Origin of the sequence: Gordonibacter sp. (genome assembly GCF_036667095.1) — a bacterium.
Classification (GTDB): domain Bacteria; phylum Actinomycetota; class Coriobacteriia; order Coriobacteriales; family Eggerthellaceae; genus Gordonibacter.
Window position 1 is genome coordinate 1 of record NZ_JAVWUP010000046.1, and the last position, 17792, is coordinate 17792.

11 protein-coding genes are annotated in these 17792 nt (G+C 52.5%); 1 reads left to right on the top strand and 10 read right to left on the bottom strand.

The window, feature by feature from the left end; translation table 11 throughout:
- Window positions 1-366: 366 nt before the first annotated feature.
- Window positions 367-738 (top strand): TfoX/Sxy family protein, encoded by a 372-nt coding sequence (locus RR842_RS06285; RefSeq protein WP_332521298.1) that lies wholly within the window; start codon window positions 367-369, stop codon window positions 736-738.
- A 468-nt stretch (window positions 739-1206) separates the two neighbouring features.
- Here RR842_RS06285 and RR842_RS06290 read toward each other — a convergent pair whose 3' ends face one another.
- The 10 genes from RR842_RS06290 to RR842_RS06335 are packed head-to-tail and all read right to left on the bottom strand — an operon-like array spanning window position 1207 to window position 17425.
- Window positions 1207-1485 carry a hypothetical protein gene (locus RR842_RS06290; protein WP_332521297.1) on the bottom strand — a complete coding sequence of 93 codons (279 nt, stop codon included), beginning with the start codon at window positions 1483-1485 and terminating at the stop codon, window positions 1207-1209.
- Entirely contained in the window at window positions 1469-3844 is a 2376-nt protein-coding gene (locus tag RR842_RS06295) for a hypothetical protein (RefSeq protein WP_332521296.1), read from the bottom strand. The genes RR842_RS06290 and RR842_RS06295 overlap by 17 nt, the downstream gene beginning before the upstream one ends.
- Window positions 3841-5970, bottom strand: coding sequence for a BREX system Lon protease-like protein BrxL (gene brxL / locus RR842_RS06300; protein ID WP_332521295.1), 2130 nt, complete (start codon window positions 5968-5970; stop codon window positions 3841-3843). Before brxL ends, RR842_RS06295 begins: the two co-directional genes overlap by 4 nt.
- An 8-nt stretch (window positions 5971-5978) precedes the next feature.
- Window positions 5979-6347, bottom strand: coding sequence for a DUF2513 domain-containing protein (locus RR842_RS06305; RefSeq protein ID WP_332521294.1), 369 nt, complete (start codon window positions 6345-6347; stop codon window positions 5979-5981).
- 10 nt (window positions 6348-6357) lie between these two features.
- On the bottom strand, window positions 6358-9810 hold the full coding sequence (gene pglX, locus RR842_RS06310) for a BREX-1 system adenine-specific DNA-methyltransferase PglX (RefSeq protein ID WP_332521293.1): 3453 nt from the start codon (window positions 9808-9810) through the stop codon (window positions 6358-6360).
- Between the two features lie 16 nt (window positions 9811-9826).
- Entirely contained in the window at window positions 9827-12406 is a 2580-nt protein-coding gene (gene pglZ / locus RR842_RS06315; RefSeq protein WP_332521292.1) for a BREX-1 system phosphatase PglZ type A, read from the bottom strand.
- A 5-nt stretch (window positions 12407-12411) separates the two neighbouring features.
- Window positions 12412-15990 (bottom strand): BREX system P-loop protein BrxC, encoded by a 3579-nt coding sequence (gene brxC / locus RR842_RS06320; RefSeq protein WP_332521291.1) that lies wholly within the window; start codon window positions 15988-15990, stop codon window positions 12412-12414.
- A 12-nt stretch (window positions 15991-16002) separates the two neighbouring features.
- Entirely contained in the window at window positions 16003-16608 is a 606-nt protein-coding gene (locus RR842_RS06325; protein WP_332521290.1) for a DUF1788 domain-containing protein, read from the bottom strand.
- A complete protein-coding gene (locus RR842_RS06330) occupies window positions 16605-17210 on the bottom strand; it encodes a BrxA family protein (RefSeq protein ID WP_332521289.1) in 606 nt (201 codons plus the stop codon). Before RR842_RS06330 ends, RR842_RS06325 begins: the two co-directional genes overlap by 4 nt.
- Window positions 17211-17215: 5 nt before the next feature.
- Window positions 17216-17425, bottom strand: coding sequence for a YlcI/YnfO family protein (locus RR842_RS06335; RefSeq protein WP_332521288.1), 210 nt, complete (start codon window positions 17423-17425; stop codon window positions 17216-17218).
- Between the last annotated feature and the right edge of the window lie 367 nt (window positions 17426-17792).

The window sequence follows — 17792 nt, forward strand, 5'->3', positions numbered from 1 at the left end:
ACATGACTGGCGCACCATTCGATGTGTACGTCAAAGGCGGCCCCGAGGTTGACCCCAAGGACTACATCACAGAGGTATACTTTCCTATCGAAAGGTAACTCACTACAGGCTGTCTCTTGATTGAGAAGCTTGGCGCAAGCGATGCTTGGGTAACCTTGCCAAGATGTGTGGGTTGGCGGAAGAAGACAGCAGGTGGCTGGTTCACTACAAGAAATATACAACAACAAACGACCGTTTGTCCAGCTGAATAAGGGTAAACGGTCGTTTGTTACTGCGGAAAAAAGGTTGAAGCTTGGGCAATGCTATCTCCTCCCTGAATGCATGCAAAGTGTTACAGCTCCCTGGAAATATCAACAGAGTATTGATGTGTTCAAGGTATACTTGGTGTTAGCGGTGCAGGCTATGGGATTGAGGGGGACGAGTGTTATGGCGTCAAGCGAAGATTACTTGGCCTACGTGTTGGACTTGCTAAGTGAAGTGCCGGACATTAGCCATCGCAAAATGATGGGTGAATACGTGCTCTACGCACAGGGTAAAGTGTTTGGGGGAATCTACGACGACCGCTTCCTAGTGAAACCCACCAACGCTGCCAAGTGCCTGTTGCCTGATGCAGACTATCAGTTGCCCTACGAGGGAGCAAAGCCCCTGTTGGCCGTTGATAGTGAGGACAAACTTTGTCTGGCTGAGCTGGTTGCCGCCATGCTTCCGGAGTTGCCGGGATCGAAGAAGCGGAAGTAACGCCACAAAAAGCACCTGAGTAAGGTGATGACTCACCGTTCAGGCACCAAAAACAAGAAAGCGCTGGAGGTGGGTGCAAGGCACACCGTTCGGGCGCTTTCCTAAATCGTATACTGCGGCGTTCAATCGCAACTAGTTTTCTATCTGCGTGCTAGTTGTGACGCTTACTTGTTACCACAGCAAAGGGCAACGGACTTAAAACCTATGAGTACCTGGAATGGCTCCTTACAGAAATGCCTGCAAGAGCAGACCTCTGTAACAAAGCTGTACTCAGCCGATTTTTGCCATGGTCTGAGGCAATACCCGATTCATGCAAAATGGATGCCGCAGAAAAGGCGGCTTCAGACCAAATGGTCGATAGACCCATAATCGACATCAATCCCGAGATGCTTGACAGTCCCGCGACAGTCTCTTGACCGTCACGCGACTGTCAAGATGGGAATTATTGATCGCTTACTTTGAGGGCTCCTATTTTTCAGGCCCCTCGAACCAACTTTCGGCAACTTTCTCAAGCGTCTGGTCTATTATCTTCTTGAATTCACCGGCAACGTATTTGCATTCCCTGCTAGCATCATCAAGAACAATGACTTCATACTCAGGTTTTGCTTCGAGATTCCTGAAAAAAGCTTCATATAGTTTTTTCGAATCAACTACCAAGCTTCCCTTTTCGATAGAAAAAGAAGTCACATCATCAACCAAAAAGTTGAAACACCCATCATCTTCCGCAACGCTAATTTGCTTTTTCATATCGCTTCATCCTTTTTCGAATTGCATCAAGGCCACCGTCAACGTTTTCCGCAACAATGTCGAGCATCTTGTAGTCATTACATTCGTATTCCAATGCTCCACTCCAAACGGTGAGGACATCGCCGCTCTTGCCAATGAAAATGACGTTATCAACATCGAGGTTGACCAAGAATTGAGGATTGTGGGTAATCAGCAAAACTTGCCTCGACTCAGCGATTTCGCGGAACTCGTTGATTACGACCTCCTTGATGGCCTTCTGGGATATCTGATCCTCTGGCTGATCGACAAGGTAAATGCCGTCTCCGAGAGCTGCATCCCTCAGAAGCGAAAAGTACATCTGCGCGTTGAATCCTTGCGAGAGCTCTTCGTAGACATCGTCCTCATCCCTGTTGATGGACTTTACTGGACGCAGAATCTTCGCAATTTCCTTGTCCATGTTCTGCCGCACCACTTCTATAGGATCATCGGCGTCCTCGGGATAATTTTTTAAAGCGTCAATCAACCCGCCGCGGTCAGCGGTCTTGAAATCTATGGTATGTCTTGCCTTAAGAATGTGGGTAAGACATTCTCGCATGACTGCAGGATTTATGACATCCGCTTGAGTCTTTGCGATAAAAGAAAGCCAACCCACGGGATTAATCTTGGGGACAATTTCAATGGGCTCAAATTCAAAATCAAAGTCGCCAACCGTGCGTTCTATTTTTACCAGGCCAGCAATCGCAGTGCTAAGCTCATCTGTTGCAGAAGCATAGGCTGCCCTATGCTTCTGAGTATCGGTTGAAATCTTCTTATACTCTCGCCCCAGCGTCTGAATGACAGTGCTCAGTGCATTAGCGATCTTCTTCTCGGTTTGGATTTTAAGGACAGTTCCTTCATGCCTCTTTCTTACCTCAGAAATCTGATCGCGGGCAATCTCAATCGCCTTGGAATCCGCATCCGTAAGCACCGAGGTGTGTAAATCGCCGAGAGATTCCATCTTTCGCTCAATGGTCTTCAGGTCGTCAATTAGGCGCTGATAGGGCTGATCATCCTGAGAAGGAATACTTCCTTGAAAAGATAGCGTAGTCGCAGGGAGTTGCTTGCCTTCAGGCGGCAGTGTAGCGTTCGCTATCTCGCAAAGGGCCTTCTGGTAATTACATGATGCGCTTAAGGCTTTGCAAAGAAGCTCGATTTGTACCCCAGCGGCCTCCTTAAGCGGCTGAACGTCGATAGGATCGGGAAAGTGTTTTCCAAGTAAATCGCGGCTTTTCCCATCCGTAAGACCCTCAAATGTTTTCCTTATGGATTCTTGATTATCGAATGTCAATCGCTTTTTGTCCGGGATGGAAGTGACAACCTTTACGCCCATCTTCTCTAGGTATCGCGTCTGCCCCCTTTCTGCCGTGGCATTCACTCCATCAAAATCAACAAGCGAGTTCATAATGCTCGATTTGCCGACCGAGTTATCACCAATAATCGCATTGATGCCGGGAGATAGCGGTATACGCTGTTCATCGCCGTCGAGCTCAAGGACAATCTCGTCTAGCGACTTCGTGGAACCAGAGAAGAAGCTGTTCGCAGTTTTTATGCGAGAGGCATCCGTCACGGCCATTGCCAGCCCGCGGAATGTTGGCAGGCATTTTAAATAAGTAAACGGGAGATCATCTGCATTGTTCTTATCGATCCCTGGGTACGCGTCCCACTGGTGACAGTCCGAGCTGGTGATAAAGCGGAGGCGCTCGGCATCTCCGTTTTTCTCTGCAAACGACTTATTGAACAGCTCGTTCTTGCGATTCTTGTACTCGTAGACCTCAAAATACTCCATGAACAGGAACTCGTTGTAGAGGTCTTCTCCAACCGAGTTCGCGTCATTGACCCGCTTGCGTGATGAGCCAGGGGTAGCTTTCTGGTGTGCGACTGTCACGATGTTTAACCCGATGGAGCGAATGATATCCCAGTACTTGTCTTCACTGAAAGCAGATCCGCAATCGTAGTCGGGCTCATTGTCGCACATGGGAATGTTGTCATTCAGCTTTTGCAGTACATCGTCATCCGCATCGTCAAAGATGGTGACCACGTGAACCGGCTTTTGCCCATCATCCGTAGAGAAGGAAACGCTGAACTCCACGCCGGGGAGGACCTTGTGAAGGCTGTTCTCTTCCTGGGCATAAGAACGAAGTGTCTTAAATAATTGATAATCAAAGCAATCATGATCAGTAATGGCAGCCATGTTCACGCTGTGCGCATCCAGGGCAGCCACAAGGGTTGGTAAGTTCTCAATGGTTCCCGCAAAAACCTTTGGCCCGTCTTTATGCCTGGAGGCTGCCGAGTGGATATGCAGGTCGATCTTTAACGGCTCCCGCACGATCTTCTGGTTCATTGGCACTCCTGCCCGATCTTCATATACGTAACCTCAAACGCCTTTACTCGGCGCATTTCGGGCATGCGGCCCTCGATACTGAAGGCATCATTGCTGTCGAAGCGCTGCCAAATGTCCAGGCCACGATCAAGTAGAATATCCCACATGTCGTCAACCTTGAGGTGTCGCGCATGAAGCGTGCCGCTGTCGTCAATTTTCCATGTGAAATTAAGTCCCATGGGAGCCATAGATTCCTGAATCTTTTGCAGGTAGTCTTCCTGTTTGGAATCTGAATACTCGTCAGGGGCTGTGATCAGGTGGACGTTTATCGTTGGGGCATCGTACTTAAAGTGGCGAATGATCACCTCGAGCAATTCCATTAAGTTTCGACATTGATGAAATGTGCGTACGTATGGATCTATAACGATTACATTATGTGCACCGTCAAGGTAGAGCCCGAACAGCTTCTCATACGACGTTCCTCGCTGGTTCTCGCGCAGGGTAAGGTGCCCAGCCTTGGGCGCAGATGCAGTTTTCGGCTGCGCGTCGGACGAGGGGACGCTATTTTTGGACCTAAGGGCAGATGGTTCTTCCGCCGGAACGTCTTCAGGTGAAGTGGTAACAATTTTTGCCGTTTCGTCGCTTTCCCACGAGCTGTTCCACGGCACCTTGTCCAATGAATGGTATGTTGTCGGATAGTCGAGCTCCTCAAGGGTCGCGACGTTCTTCCACGCACCGCCCGCCTTGGGGCGATATGCGAAGTCGACACGCTCGAATGTTTCGTCAATTCGAATGAGTGTGTCTTTGACGCGCTTGCGCATCTCGAGTGCAAATTCAACAATCTCAGCCGTTTCTTCGGCGGTTGCGTCGCGACCCGGGAAGAGGATCTTCATCAGGCCAGCACAGGTCTTTATCACGCCGTCGCGGTCGCGTGTGGAGATACTGCTCGATAACTCGAAGAACTTGTCGATTTCACCCGAATAATCCACAGGGCGCATCACACGTAGGGCTTCCGCTAGGTAGTCCACTATGAAACCGAAGTCCGAGCTAAACATGTCACCACGTATGATGTCCATCTCCCAGCCCGGGATATAGGCGTGAAGGCGGTCAATGAACGCCGGATCATGGTAGACCGTCGGCAAGTCTTCGAGCAAATCGGTCTGGTTGATCATGTAGCTCACGTCATGACTCGTGTTGCCCACAAACACCATCGACGCCTCGGCTGTTACCTGTTCGATGCCACGGCTGAAACTCTTGTTCGCCATGTAATTCTTCATGATGTCAACGATATCGGACTTCGGCTTCTTACTCTTCCCCGCAAACTCGTCGAAGGCGACCGTGTCCCAATAGCCAACGAGGCCGATCTTACCGGTGGAATTGTTTACGAAGAGTTTTGCCGGAGTCACCTCGCCACCGGAGATAAGGATGCCGTGCGGACTAAATTCGCTGAAAACGTGACTTTTGCCCGTACCCTTGGGGCCAAGCTCAATGAGGTTGTAGTTGCGCTCACAATAGGCGACCAAGCGCGTAAGCTGAAACAGCTTCGCACGGCGCCCAAGCTGCTCAGGGTCGAGGCCAATGGAACGTACAAGCGCATCGATCCACTCGTCTTCGGTGAAATAGGCGCGGCGCTCAATAAATCCGTCGAAGTCGAAACGGCTCATCTGAATAGGCTTGAGTCCTGTGAGAATATAGGGCGATTCGTCGCGAGATTCGTTGGTCGCGTAGGCGAGGTCGGCAATGCACCATACACCCGATACGAGCAATCGCCTGTTCTTCTTTACGGTATCCGAGCTAACCAAAACCTTTGAGATGCCCAGGTTTTCGAAGGTAGCCTCATAGACATCGCGTTTCTCGTTGAGCGAAACGGAAACCTTGTCGATGATACGCTTGTATTCAGATTGCTTTATGTCGGAACGAATCGCGCCCGCCTCCGCGCGTTGCACGTAATGCTTCGCGAGGATGCTGCGGACTCGTTCTACGCCCGCATTGATTTGCTCCTCGTCGTCGGTAGCGCAGTTTTGTCCCAGCAAGAATTCGAGAACATAGCTCGGCACTGCTGCGTTGCCCTTAACCAGCTTCACTAAATCTTTACGGACCACGTAGCCCGCAAAATAATCGTTGAGCTTTTTATCTAACGTATTCATATACACTCCTATAGTGCTGGTTTAATTGTTTCAAGCACAAGGGAAGAGGCTACAGTCTTCACTACATCCAAAGAAGCGCCACCCGTTGCTTTGCCGATAGTCGAGCTTGCCCGTTTCCAGATCAAATCATCACGAATCGAATCAAGAAAATCGTTACCGTCCCAGGTGAGGCGGGATGCCATGGCAAAATAATAGGGATCATTGTCCGCGGCCCTCACGCTTGCTACTATTAATCCAGCCTCGTCTAAGATTTGAAAATGATAGCCAACCATTTTGGGGGGGTACTCGGTCGAAGCAATGCTGCTTGCGTCAATCGGTTTCTCTGATTCAGCCAAGGTAAGCAGGATGGTTCTGGCAAGATTCATATCACGCTTCATGCAGATCACCCTACTTCCACGTGCTCAGCCCCGAAACCTCTGCCAAGGCGTACGGGAACTTGTTGTAATTGACTTTTACGCCGTCATCGAGATCGATGCTGATGCGCTCTTGAGCCAACGGGTAGACGACGTCTCGTTCCCATTCGGCCAGCTCTTTGACTATCGTGCGGTATTTGTCGGCCTGACGCCCATCAGCGGCGCGATCGCTCTGCTCGAGTGGGGGAATCGCCGCGTTGAGCTTTTCTATGCATTCTCTCAGGTATTTGGTGAGGATGCGACCGACGGTGCTCGATGTATAACGGTGCATGTAAACCAACGCCTGGAAGCTGCCCTCTGGACTTGAGAACATCCAATAGATGGGACGCTTGCCGCTACCCGTCACTTGGTATGTGGCGCAATGGTTCTTGTAGAAATCTTTCACGAAGTACTTGCGCAAATCCTTTCCAAGAGCATTCTCAATAAATGCCACGTTCTCTTCTAGCGTTTCTTCGCCAAAGACAACCTTAAGCCATTTCTTGAACTGAGCAACCACATCGTCACTGAACCATTCGCCGCCGAGCACGGGAACGATGGCGTCTTCGTCGGGGAGAAATGCCGCATTAGGTACTTTGGACTTGAAATCATCGATTGTCTGCTGGGCATCGGCCAAGATGAGCCCAGGAGCGAACGTCGAATAGCGGCCCATGATGCATCCGACACCATAGGAAACAAGCGATTTTACGTCGCGCACAAGATCGGCTCGACGCACCGAGACCTTGTCATCCGGCACTTCGATGGACACCTCACCTTCCATGCCATAGATATTTGCGAAAATGCGATTAAGCGTCTCTTCGTTAGCCTTGAGTTTATTGAACCGATTGTCGCATTCGTCTGACCAACGGGCGAATCTATTGGAGACCAGCGAGACCGCAGCAATTCGCGCATCAGTCATCATTCCGTATGAGAGCTGTTCACTACGCTCAAGAACAGATGGCGCTAATGGATGCCATTCGAAATTCCAGGAGGTTTCGAATGCGTCCCAATCCATTCTTCCTATATCTACATTTTCATCTACAAGAGATGCGATATCAGAGTCACCCTCAGATAGCGAATTTAGAACAAATGGAATTTTCGATACAATTCCCGTTGAATTAGTCATATTGGGGTTCATCATTGGCCATATTGCATCAACAACCGACGAGTTTAGCAACGCAAGAGCGTACCGTTGATAGATTGCATTTCGACACCGAATATTCCCCGTTGCGTCTCCGGGTACAATTCCTTTAGGATACAATCTCATTGCGGGAGTTCCAGAACTGATTCGGCTCCATCCTATTGTGAGATTGCCATAACTTTCTTCGTTTGGAATAATAGCTTTTCCTGTTTGCTTTATTGCATCGCCATAACGGTTCCAGAAAACAATTTTTTCGAGATTCCCGTACCATCTTCTATCGCGTCCACCGGAGCTTAATGGTGACCATTTGCTTGCTCCGCTACGACAATCCCCAATATCACTTGACGAAACTTCATACCATCCTCGTACGAAACGCGGGACATCACCTGGCTGAAGCCCTCTAAATGTGTCGGCATAATTCGAGAGAGGTTTATTCTTCTTGAAAATACCGAGAACAGACGGAGTGACCCAGTAGGCGATTGGTTTCCCAGGTATCTCGCTAAAGCTGGATTGAGCAATCGAGTACAGAACACCTGAAGAACCTTCTTTGAGCGCCCTCTTATACAACTCGCTTTTTCCGTTTTCGCCCACAACTGTCGTCAATCGAGCGTAGACGCCGTGACAGCCTTTATTAGATTGCTCGTTATGGAAAATAGATGCTGCAGTCGATACTATCTCGCCACCAATCGAATCAAATGCCCTCGATCCAAGTTGAATCAACGAAATAATCAGTTTCGTATCCAGGACAGCGGAACGCATCTTTTTGTATGAGTCGAGAAACATCCATGCTTGCATTGTTAGTATGGCAGAATAGCCCCGAGGAGCCGATAGCGAAAACCCTCGCATTATAAAACAGGTACAGAGATCAGATTTAGCCAGCGGGTAGTTGCTTTTAACCCATGAATTAGCCCATTGATCCATATTGCCAACAGGCATATAGGGAGGATTGGCAACAATGCACGCAAATCTACGTTTTAAGGCAGTAAGTATCAATTTCACTTTCGTTAATTTAGCGAAAGTGACATCGGTAAATAATTCCGAAGCATCTTTCATTTTTGCAATAGCATCATAGACGTACTCAACATCACTCCCGTTAGGCACAAAAAGACTTCCGCACTCCGTCATGTGGGCAAACGCATCAAGCAAGTTTATATCATGGGACAAATCCGTTCCTACTAGCTCGTCTTGATCAAATGTTACCGATTCAAGAACCGTCACATTGGCATCTAATTCCCTTCTAAAGAAGTCTTGATCTTTCTCGCGGGCTTTCATCTCCAAGGCAAACTTAGCTATCTCCGCAGCACGATTGTCGATTTCCATACCAAAAAGGTTGTTGGTTAAGATAAGCTCGGGAATTGACTCTTTCGGATAACCTTCTTCACGATAGATGTCGTACAGTAAATCGAAGGCGTACACGAGGATATGCCCCGAACCGCAGGCCGGGTCGCAGAGCGTGAGCTCCTCGGGCGAGTGTACCCTCAGAAAATCCTCGGTCTCACCCTCGGGCGCGATATAGTAATCCATGGAGGCCGCCAAGTTGCTGTGCGGGTTGTTGAGCATCCACAGACGACCGAGTGAGTTCTGAACGAGATAGCGCACGATCCATTTAGGCGTAAACAGCTGCGTGGCGGGCGCTATGTCGTCTGGCGCTGCCTTCCTGTTACTGGCGAAAAAGTCGTCTTTACGCTCGGAAATATAGAACTGATAAAGCCAGCCTAAAACTTCAACGGATTCGCAGGCATCATCGTCCATATCGTCGACGATGCGGCGCAGGATGGAATCCTCCGACAGCAGACCGGAGGGCATGGCCAGACTCGATGCCGCCACCTCATCAAACAGGTAGGGCATCGATTTCGCATATTGGGTACATACTGCATCGAGCAGCACGGCATAAGCGGACTCGGTGGGGTTTGCGCCCGCCGAGATTCCTCCGGAAAGAATGCTCGTCACCCGGTCACGAACATTCCGGTCAAACCGCCACTCCGGGTCGAAAACGCCCTGGGATGCGTCCGTCAGGATTGCTGGCTGTGAGCTTCCCTCCTTTGGAGTAACCACGCCTGCGGGGGTGTAGCCCTTCGCATCCATGAAGCGAAGGGCGCAAAGTCGGTTAAACCAGGTATAAGCGAACGAGTCCACAACTTCCTCACTCCCGCGCTCCTTGATCGATTTCTCCAAAGAGCATACTTTGTCGGGGCTATCAAGTCTTTCGGGGCTGGCATCCGCAAGAACGGCATCGATTCGCGCAGCTATCTCGCGGCGAAGGGCGCCGCGAGCGCCGAAAGCCAAGTTCTTTATCTTGTTCGTTTCCATTGCCTCATCCTCACTGCTAGAGAAAGTCATTTCCGAAAGCACGGTTCACCGCGAGCTCCTGCTCCCACTCCGGGGCGAATTGGTTGGTGTTGCCAACCCGCGCCGAAATGCGCAGGATCGCCTTGTCGTAATCGTCAATATCATTCATCACCGGAAGCCTGACCTCCGTCTTCCTGCGCTCCGAGTCAGGGGCATCGCTCGAGAGCTCCAAGGTCTTCTCGAATGCGCTAAGTACCCTGCCCTCGTCGTCATTGGTATACAGACCGACCTTAACGGTGGTCGGAAGCACTTTCTCCGAGCACGCCTGCGTCTGGTAAACGTCGAGCGTGATCATGGGGCCGCTGATTAGCGGACGCCCATGGATGAAACCTTGGGCACCTGTACGCTCCACCCCGCTAAGGCGACCGATGGGCTCAACGGCAACGACGGGAACCGCATTTTCTTGGAGGGAGGCTCCGCCGTGGACGTAACGCGCACCGCTACCGCTTAGACGTAATCTAGAAATACCCTTCGGGAAGGCGACCTTATATTCGCCTACAAGGGAAAGGTCCGCCGCTGAATACTCGACGAGCATGTCGCTTGTAGGGATACTCGTCCCGACGGCAAATCGGCGCGTATGGTATAGGACCCCGTTGCCCAAGGCAGACAAATCGTGTAGTCCCTCAACTGAGGCGTAATTGAAGGACTCCACGTCCTGCTCCTGATACAGAAAGCCGTGGTCGGCAGTGACGAACACCTTCCTGCAGCCTGCGCCAAGGAGCGCGGAAACAAGCAGAGGCACCTGTTCGAAGGCCTCTTTGCAGGCCGAGAAGACCTCGCCCTCGGTTTCCTGGCTGTCTCCGCGCTTATCAATGACGTTGTGGTACACGAACACCAGTGGCGCATTGGAGATGTCAGGCAGACCCGATTCAAGAACGTCGCTCGCTTTAAGGGCCAGCGCTCCCTTGACCGAAGAGGAAAGGGCGGCTTGTCTGTTCACTAAACCGGCAGTTAACGCGCCCTCTTTAACGACGTTGCCTGTAGACAGATCGATTGACATCTCGCCAGGAGGAAGGAGCGCTGCCATGCCGAGCTGCGTGTAACTTGGCAGCATGCACGTCATCCCTGAGACGGACGACTTGGTCTTACCGTGGCGGCCCAGGCTGAGGTCGTTTAAAATAGACGAAAGCTCAACCCCAGCCTCGAAGCGCATGGCATCGGAAACGATGACGCCGATGCGTCGACCCCCCTCGACACTCGGCAACTCACGAGCGATTTTGTCGTGGAAGAACGAGCTCTGCGACGGGATATCTCGGGGAGGGTACGTGCCTTCGTCCATCAAATGAAACTGCCATTTGTCGGTAAGATTCATTAAATAGCGGTCGTATCTCACCTGAACGGAAGCCTTCAGGCTCGAAAGCGACACCTTAAATCGACCGTTGGGCAGCGATCGGAAGAATCTCGAGAACGTCCGGTAGGCAGCGTCGATGGTGAACCAACGCTCGCAGTATGAATCAAATAGCGCCTTCAAGCTGGTCGCTCCGATCGATTCAGATTCGTACAGGTCGACGCCCTCACGAAGGCGCGCGGCGGAAGCGAGGCATTCATAGCAATCCTTGTAGCGGTCGAACCACAGGGTGTGCTTGCGGGACTCCTTCATGCTTTCGGCATCCGTAACCGAGAGAGACCCAGTTTCCGAGCGGTTCGTCATGTCCGTCAAGATCCACTCGTCGAAATCGGGGAGAGTGTCCTCCTCGGCAAGCCGATTCATCGTCCGATCCTGGACGGGAACCATGGAGGTGAGCGCTTCGCGGGACGATGCCACGATGGAATCATAGTCGGGCCTCGTGCGGGTCCCCGAAGCCAAGTCGTCGAGGATGCGTATCGCGTCAGCGGTCAGCATGCTCGCGCCATCTGGCATGATGTTGGAGCAACGGGTTTGCAGCATGCGGAATGCAAGGTCGTCGAGGGTGGGGGTGGTGCCGTCTGGTGCAGCATAGCCGACTACGTCCGAGACCAGCGACCAGAAGGTTGGCAGCAAGCCAGTCGACAACAGGAGGGCGTATGTCGGCTCCTGCCCCCGCGCATGCTCCGAGGTCAGGCGGGTCACTGAGTCGCGAACGGCGTCGTTTCTCGCACTCGCTCGTGAGGAAACGCACGCAGCGACCATTGCAAGCTGTAATTCCTCCGGCGTTTCTTTGGGCAGTGCGGTTTCCGACAAACGCTTTTTGCGATCCTTCGAGTTGAAGAATTTGGAATACGCCATCACCGTGTTGGTGAGCTTGGGGTCGAGCCCGCATTCCGCCGCCCATACGCCTTCCATGCTGCAAACGAATGGTTTGGAGGCCATCTTGATATCGTAGAGAAAGTCGTCGTCTGGCCGGGGCGCGCCGCCGGCGCGGTACACGATGAAACGCGTGGTTTCGCCTCCACGCAAGATGCGCCGCTTCGCCGCAAGTTCAGCGCGAGTCGCATCGATGATGACGCCCCCATCGACGCAGATTTGCCCGACGACGTCCATATAATCGCCCGGCTCGTCCTCCCAGAAAACGGTTCCCCGACACAGGGCGACCTGCGCCGCAATCCTCTCTTCGATTTCTTTGATGTCGATATCCACGATCCCTACCTCATGATTACGTTGCCTGCGGCAACCTGCTTGGAAAGTTCGCCCCGAAGGGCAGCGATGTACAAATCGACATCCTCCTGCGATTCAATGGTCGGCTTACCGTAAGTACTGGCGTCAAGAGCCCTGAGCTGGACCGTCGGGCGCGAGCGCGGAGATTGCGGATCCTGGGGTTCTTCCGTCTCTGCGCCCGAGTCGCAACCGCCGCCGTTGTGGTGCTCAGCGGACGCAGGCGGCATAAGCAGGGTAACGATTTCACTGCCATACTGCTCCTTGAAGTTCGTCAGGAACGATTTGAGCCGGAAGACGAGCGATTCTCCGTCTATGGAGCGCGTCGTCTTCTCGAACAGATCCGCAAACTTAGCCTTCTGACATTCGGGGACGAATGTCAGGTCGTAGGACGATTCGAAGGACTTTTGGTAATCTTCAAGCTGCTTCTTCATGGATTTGCGGAGTGTTGACTTCGCATCGTCTATCTCCGCCTCCGCCTGGCGTATCACGCCAGCGGCGCGAGGAATTCCTGCAGATCGGTAGCATTCTGGATCTTCGACGACCTCCATCGCAGCATTGAGGATATCGCCATCGGAAAGCAGCGGTATGCCGAGCTCCTTTGCCTCCGACATGCCGCGATCCCTAAATTCTTTCACAGCGCGCCATTTTTCGGCCGCAGCCGATCCCTCCATGAATTGCCTCATGTCCGACAGTGCCTTCTTCGCATCGACGAGCGTCGACGACCTCTCGGGATATTGGATTGCCACCCATTTCCAGTCGCTGGCGATGTTCGAGTAGGCACCCTCGAGAGCGTCAAGAGCCTGGCCATAGGCAGCGACAAAGGGGTACTCGGAAGCGCGGTCTCGAGCCTGTCTGAATTTTGGTAGCTCGTTGTCCAAATAGAGTTTGAGCTCATTCGCGATACTCTTGGCGTCTTGGGTTGTAGGGTTCGTGCCAACGAGGTCTCGAAACGATTTGTTGATCTCCCCAAGCCGCTCGGCGCTCACATCGGTCATCTTCACCACGACGAGCTTGTCGAGGTCTGCACCACCCTTAAGGATGGTCGCCAGGGTCACACCCTCAACGAGAGAGCCCGATTTCCTTATCTCGATGCGCCTCTCGGCGTAAAGCATCGCGACCGCGTTGCGGATGGCGACCTCGGGCCAGCCGTATTCGTTTTTGGTGAAATGCGCGGTGAGGCTCGAGGAGCCGTCGCCGCCGACCGTGACCGAGGAGGCAGAGCTCCTCAGGCTGATCCAGTTGAAGACGGTCTCGACGTATTCTGCCTTCGCGGCGGCGAGTTCGGAATACGGTGCCATGCAGCTCTCGAAGACATCTTTGTCGCTAAAATTCTGCCGCATCTGTTGGAGACCGGTGTAACAGCGCTTGATAAGTAGTCTCATGGCGCTTGCAACGACGTCTCTCCCTGTTCCTCCAACCTCCTTCGTAACGTCGACCCCACCCGCGACGAACTGAGCGGAGGTTAGCAGCTTCTGCATGTCACCGCGGAGCTTGATCGAGAGTTTTTGGTTGGCCTGCCGCTTGTCGGAGATGATCGCCTGCCGAACCTCGGCGTCGCCCGACGCCGTGTTGACGTACTTCCTTGTTTTCGCAAAAAGGCTGACGTTGTTCATAAAGGAGTTCCCGTCATGAAGAATCACGGCAAGCGTTTTCGGGTTGCAGGCGACGACGTCGAAAAGTCCATCTCTGGAGACTTCTGTGACGATATCAAGGGATAAATCGTGCCTCGAGCGACCTTGCACCTCGCTATCAATTTTCAGATCATAAGGGAGCGAATAACTGAAAGAGCCGTTCTCGTACGTCGCCTTGGCGGCGCCGACAATACTCTTGAAGGTCTCGGTGATGTATTCGCGGACTTCGGACGCTCCGACCTCGACGTTCCTGATTTCCTTCTCTATATCTTTCTCTTCGTCGGTCAGATATTCGTAGGCATTGCTGTTCGCACTGCGTCTGATATAGAGTTGACGTTCGAGTTCGGCAAGTGAAGCCTTGATCTCCGCCTCGAGTGTCACGGTGTTCTCGTTGAGCGCTCCATAGAGAAGGACTCGCAGATTGCTCGGGGTCGCACGGAAGTCTTTGCAGTATTTCATAAGGAGAAGCACCTTGAGCATGCGGATGGCCATAGGGGTGTCAGAAAGGTTGTTCTCCGCGACGCTGATTGCGCCGTACACCTCACTCTTAAGGGAATTGCGCAGTCCTTCGAACATGGCGTCAAACGTCGCAAGGTTCTTGTCCTCAATCGAACCATTGGATCGATTGAGCTCCTCGCCGACCTCCTGAAAGACACCTAGCATCGAGCGTGCGCCCGTCGAATGGTGTTTACCTGTGAAGGCGTTGTAGTCGGACAGGCCGCGCATCGCAGTGATGAAGAGGTCAAACTGGTAAGGGATGAAGGGGTAGGTTTCGATGAAATCCTGCTCGTCCGCGTACACTTTGTATCGTTTCGACCCGTCGGCAAAGTCGAACAGCACGCGAAAGTCGGGCTCGTACTTGGCGTACAGGTTTCTCAGGTCATTGGCTGCTTCGCGCGTCTTGGCGAGAAGTCTCTGCTTAATAACGGTTTTCGCATCTTTTGAGGTGAGCTGCATTTTGATCTTGAAACGAGCCTGAATCTTCGAGAAGTCGTTCGCCGAGCGCTCGGTCATCTGCCCAACGATATCCTCCATATTCTCTTGACTGGTGACAATAACCCACGAAGATCCTCCGCACACGGCGTTGAGTTCTTCTGCGACCGACTGAAGATTGACCATGAGGTTGACGTTCTGGGCGATGAACTGGCCAACCTCGTCAACGAAGAAGTTCAGGCGAAAACCAGACTCGCGATTGTCGATATACTCTTTCACCCGCACGGCGAACGAGTGGATGTCAGGTTGGTATGTGTCTTTATAGTAGCCGACGACGTCCTTGGTTGTACCGGGCTCGTTGCCGCAGGCGGCATCGAAGGCGGCAGTGACCTTCACCCTGTATATCAAGGCTGATTTGCGCACGTCCTCCCAGGGCTTGCCGCAGTTATCCGCGATTTCCTGTTTGAACACATCGAGCTTTCCTTCTCGGCTTAGGTCGTATTCCATCTTCGCGATATGCTGCTGGTCGCCGTCAAAGTAGTCGCAGTGCCGGTTGAACACCTTGATGAAGGCGGCGAGCAGAGCCGCGGCCTCGGTACGCCCTTGGTTAGGTGCGATGGTGTCGATATTGAAGAGGATCGATTCGCTCGGGTGTTTCGCACGGGCGCACTCCATTGCGCCTCGCAGCGATGGATCGTCTTCCAGCTTGGGGAGGATGTAATCGACCGCTTCCGTCCCCTCGACTTCTTGATTCTGCAAGACAACCGCAAGAATTTTCAGAAGGTGTGATTTGCCGCTGCCGAAGAAGCCGGAGATCCAAGCGCCGTTACCCGTGGCGTCGGGATCGTTGTACTCGTCGAAGAAGCGATTGAGATGGCTGGCGAGCTCGGGAGTGATCACGTACTCATCGAGCTCGTTGGCGAGGTGGTCGGTGCTGGATGCCTTGACGACTGCGTCGATGGAACGATCGATTGGTTTGCTGTACATGTCCTTGAATAGCATGGTGGGTCCCTTCTAGAAGTCAAAGACGTTGGTCGCGCGGTAGTATCCACCATTCGCGGCGGAGGGGATGTCAAGGATGTCGAGAGATGTCGAGCCGTCAACCATCTGACGGTAAGAGCCCGGGAAAACCAAGACCACCGGCTTCTGTGCGTCCAGCTCGCCTAGCAGCGCGTGCGTGCGGATATAGGGAAACGTCTCGCCAACGCCGGTTATGAAGGCCAAGTCACATTGGGATTCTTCAATCGCCGTCTCGACCATGGGGACGATGACGTCCGACGCGCTCAAGGTGTCTTGCAGCATCATTATGAGCTCGTCGCGCGAGGCATCCGCCTCCGCCTCGCACAGGGGTTCCCACATTCCCTGCTCATCGAGGACGGACAGGACGATGTCGTACAGGTTCACGTTCACCGCGCGAACGCCGTGATTCGGAAGGTCCGCTGAAGTGATGGCATTGATCAGATCCCTCGCGAAGTCTTGCTGATTCGGCGGGTAAGGCAGCACATAGGTGGAATGCCTCATTGTGTAGCCTCTGCGCCCGAGAAGCGCATCGTCGGACAGTCTGTCGACTATGAATTGCCTCGCCTCGGACGAGCCGATGTGCTCAAATTTCTGCGTCATAATAATGCTCCTACCTTCGGGAATAGCAAAAGATCCTCGGGTGAATTTGCCCTAATCAACTCGGCGAACGCCTCACTGGGGTACAACGGCGTAATATTGAAACCAGCACCGATGAGCCTACAGTCGCGGAGCATGCCATAGATGCGAATCTCAATCTTCTTCTGTGAGCTTTCTGTCAATGCAGCAAGCTCGGGATGGTCGTACTCCTCGTCTTCAACAAACGCCCGGTACGTTTCCTTCGGAACATCTGGAATCATGTCGCGGTACCTGACCGATAGAACACCCGACGAGAAGGAGCGCAGGATTGGATACGTTCGGCAAAACGCCACCCATAGCATCGCCAACTGGTCGTCATCCACTGACGATACGAAGAATGCGGTCTCCTCGAGCGTCAGTGTCTTTAATCGCTTTATGACTTCGCCGCCGATTCGCTTCCTGTTCCCCTCTGAATTGAGACTGAGCAAGTCTTCGTCGACGATTCTGTGCCTTACTTCTCTCCAGTTCTGGCACTCAAGATAAGCGCGCGCCGCCTCAAGCGCTTCGGCGCGATACGTGCCTGCCCCAGTCAGAGATAGACAATATTTATTCTTATTCGATATCATCAAGCTTAAGCACCCTTCTTCGCGAGCTCCTCGATCATGCAAGTACGTACAAATGCGCTGAAGCTCATGCCTCGAAGAGCAGCCTCCTGCTTAGCAGCATCACGCAGCGTGTCGGGAATACGCAGCGTCACAGAAACTTGATCGCCATTCACAAGGTAGCTGCGGATCTCGGTTTCGTTCGGGTTGCTCTTGATGAGGTCCTTGTACGAATGCATCGACGCTCCAATCGCTCAAAATGCAATACAAATGCGTTTTTCGAATTATACGCTATCTGGGTTACGGCACGAAAGAAAGTACTAAATGGAGATATACCAAACCCCGAGGGAAACGACGAACTGCGTGCCGCCAAAAAGCGCATCCGCGAGCTTGAGGTGGAGAACTCCTTCTTAAAAAGCCGCGGCTTTCTTTGCGAAAGAGCAGGGGTAGCGCCCCACTATCGACTGATGTTTGCGGAGTGAGGTAATTACTTCATCACAGGGATGGAAATCAAGCATCCCGATAAATAACCTCACGATAATGTGTGGATTTACTCCCATTCTATCGTGCTCGGGGGTTTGCTGGTGATGTCGTAGGCTACGCGGT